Source organism: Helicobacter sp. T3_23-1056, assembly GCF_053654535.1.
Genome location: NZ_JBSIUU010000060.1, coordinates 1 through 3,300 on the forward strand (window position 1 = coordinate 1; position 3,300 = coordinate 3,300).

At 43.5% G+C, this 3,300-nt stretch carries 1 protein-coding gene; it reads right to left on the bottom strand.

Annotated features, from left to right (window positions below):
• On the bottom strand, window positions 1-2,688 hold the full coding sequence (locus tag ACWIUO_RS13505; RefSeq protein WP_454178407.1) for a hypothetical protein: 2,688 nt from the start codon (window positions 2,686-2,688) through the stop codon (window positions 1-3).
• Window positions 2,689-3,300: the final 612 nt, after the last annotated feature.

The following is a 3,300-nucleotide window of genomic DNA, read 5'->3' on the forward strand; positions in this document are numbered from 1 at the left end:
TTACCCATCAATGTAATAAACCTTTTTCTTAGATTTCTTTTCTTTCTTTTTCTTTGACTTTTTGGACTTAGATTTTTTCTTGCCACCTTCGGCTATGCTTCTAGCTACGGCGTTGCCGTCTTTGTCGGTTACATAGTCGCTCCCGCCAAACCAATACGCGTATTTGAAGTTCAAAGTCGTAGTTACGCCATTAAACCAGCCTTGATATTTTAGCTGTTCGTCTGGGGTGTTCTTTTTGGCAAATGTGCTTGCATAGAAAAGCCCATCATAGCCAAATGACAATTCGTGGTTTTTCTTTATCATCCAGATAAAGTCAAACGCTAGATTCCCATACACCGCAGGAAGCGTGATTTCTTGGTTTTCTTTTGCTACATCGATTTTGCTTCCATCTACAGCCCTTAGCGATAGTGGCAATACTTGCTTATTTAGCATATTATACTTTATGCCAGCCTTTAGGTTTGTGCGGAAAGTATTTCCCCACATTTTGTAGTAGCGCACGCTAGCAGATAGCGCAGGCAGATGCCAATACGCCGTCCCAGTCAGCTCATCAGGTCCTAGTGGCAAGTAGTTGTTTGCACCGCGTGGTTTGTTGATAGTAGTGGCTAGGGTAGATAGCATATCATAGCTTAGTCCTACTGCGGGGCTTAGATAGCTATTTCGCTTGTATTGGTAAAATGTCATACCACCATTTACTTCCGCTCCCACGCTATACATTAGCGGGATAGACACACCCTGTGAGGTTGATTCTAGGGATATGGTTCTTCCTATTGCTTTAAAATTTAGCATAGGCAAATCAACCCCACCGCGAATATTTGCTTTGATAAAGCCTTCCCACACTTTCGCAGGCACAGAGAATGTTTTAAAATAGTTTAGCCCTGCTTGGAGGCTATGGGTTTGCACTCGCGTGTCGTTTGTGAGTAGTTGCGTATCGGTGTTGGTAAATTCATATCCCATATACCCGCCAAATATCCCAGAAGCCCTAAGATTTCTTTGAATCCCAAAGATTGCCCCGCCTGCGTATTCCATCGCTTGTGAGCTACCAAAATCCACATAGCTATGTGTCGCATAGGGCAATGCAAAGAAACGCCAATCTCTACGCCCAGTGTAAGGGATAAATATCGCATCTAGTTGGTCGATAAGCTCATAGTTGTTATAGCCCTTATCTAGATTCTGCCCTTTAGACTGCTCTAGCGTTAGCTTAGCCATTTTTTCACGCACTTTATCGACTTTAGCCGCATTTTTGCGCGTGGTTTTTGAGAATTTGCTAGAGCGATTTGTCAAGCGAGACAAATCATATTGAAGCAATCTTAGCTCTACTTCTTGATTGTAATACCTATCGCTATGGAAAGTCTTTGTCGTCATCGTATCTAGCACATTTTGCGTCATAGCATTGCGTCTCATATAGCTTAGAGCCAAAGTGCGATACGCGCTAGCCGTGTAGCTATTTCTAGCATCTGCGCGCAGGTAAAATGACCTACCATCAGGTTGCCATAGTATCTCTGCAGTCTGCCCAGAGGTGATATTTGCACGAGTTAGACTCTGCCCTCTTGGTTTAGCACCTGAAATTTGGACTGAACCACCTACGCCGCCGCCTGAAGTTGCGTCATCTATGACTAGATTTTCTAGCTTGTATGTTTCTCCAGTCTGAGGCACACCAGCACCGATGTCGATACTAAGCCTAGCGTTATCTAGATCTATATTTGTAGCATTTGCGAAGTAGAGGTGTTGTTGCTTGGCTGTATCCGTGCTTATACTGCCTACACCATTCCACGAGTTGGCATCACTAGCGATGATTATGGAGCTATTTAGCGTGCCGATAGTGGCATTGTTAACCTTAGGGGCTATGATATTGCTACCTAGTGAGGCGTCATTTAGGGTTAGGTTAGAGATGGTATTACTACCTGTGATAGCACCTACGCTAGCACCACCTGTTATGTTTAGATTTGTTACGCTTGTGCCTATGTCTAGGTTTCCTATTATCGCTGAGCCAGAGCGGATTAGGATTTCATTGACATTAGCAGTGCCTTTGACATTTAGCCCAGCTATGGTAGAGCCAAAGCTTGTGTTTGGATTTAGCGACATATATATGTGGTTGCTATCACTTTGGTTGTTGAAAGTAAAATCAAAAGTAACGCCAGAAGCCTGCGTATCGCGGAATATCACTAGTCTTTGCCCTGTGCCTGTGAGTGTGGCAGAAGCTGTGCCAGAGCCATCTACTCTTAGTGTGTTTCCTCCCTCGCCTAGATTTATCGTGCTTCGTGTGATTGCGTTAATCGACCGTAGTTGCATTTCGTATGATAACTCACTAAAAGACATATTTCCCGTGCAGGTAAGGTGCTGATTGCCCTCTTCCGTAAAAAACCTACACGCCGCCGCCGCGCTATCTATGCTAAGGCTAGCTAGAATCGCACTTGTGGCTAGAGACAACGCTAGGCGTTTTTTCTTGTCATTGCGAGATTCTGCGCGTAGCGTAGAATCGTGGCAATCCAAATAAGCCCCCTCCCTTGCAAAAGTGGCAACGCCTCTTAAAGCCCCCTCCCTTGCGGAGGGGGTTTGGGGGTGGGTAGATTTGTCATTGAGAGATTTTGCGATTTTGTCGTTGAAAGAATTTGCATTACCGTCATTGCGAGATTCTGCAACTTTGTCAAAAGTTGCAGAATCTCGCAATCTACTTTGCTTATTCTGCATTGTAGATTGCCACGCAAGTCTTGCGACTTGCTCGCAATGACGGAAGTAGAATCCTTGCCTATAATGACATAATTTTCTTTGTCATATTGAGCGCGTGAGCGCGAAATATCTCTGTTTATTTGTGTATTTTGAGATACTTCGCTTTGCTCAGTATGACAAGAAACCCACCCCCTAGCCCCCTCCGCAAGGGAGGGGGAAACTCTGTCATTGTGAGAATTTAAAGATTGAGGGCTAGAGAGATTTAGCGCGGAGTTACTCTCTCTCTCTCTCTCGTTTTTGCGCTATTGCTAAGCGCGACTTGCTTTACGCCTTGTATGTTTGTTTGTGTCGTTTTCATCGTGTCTCCTTAGGATTTGCCTTAGATTTTGACGCTTTGTCAAAGATTAAGGTTTTTGGATTTTATCTATCTACCCCAAAATCTACAAAGTTTTTTGAAGTTTTGTTTGCAAGGTTTTGCAAGGTTTTTTAGCAAGATTTAGCAACATTGGCGTGAAATCTATGCAAAAAATTGCTTTTAAACCCTGCGTTTTTAATTTGCATTTAAAAAACTCGCGTTTTAAAACTTGCATTTAAAAACTCGGGTTAAAAAAACTCGCATTTGAAAAACCTGCA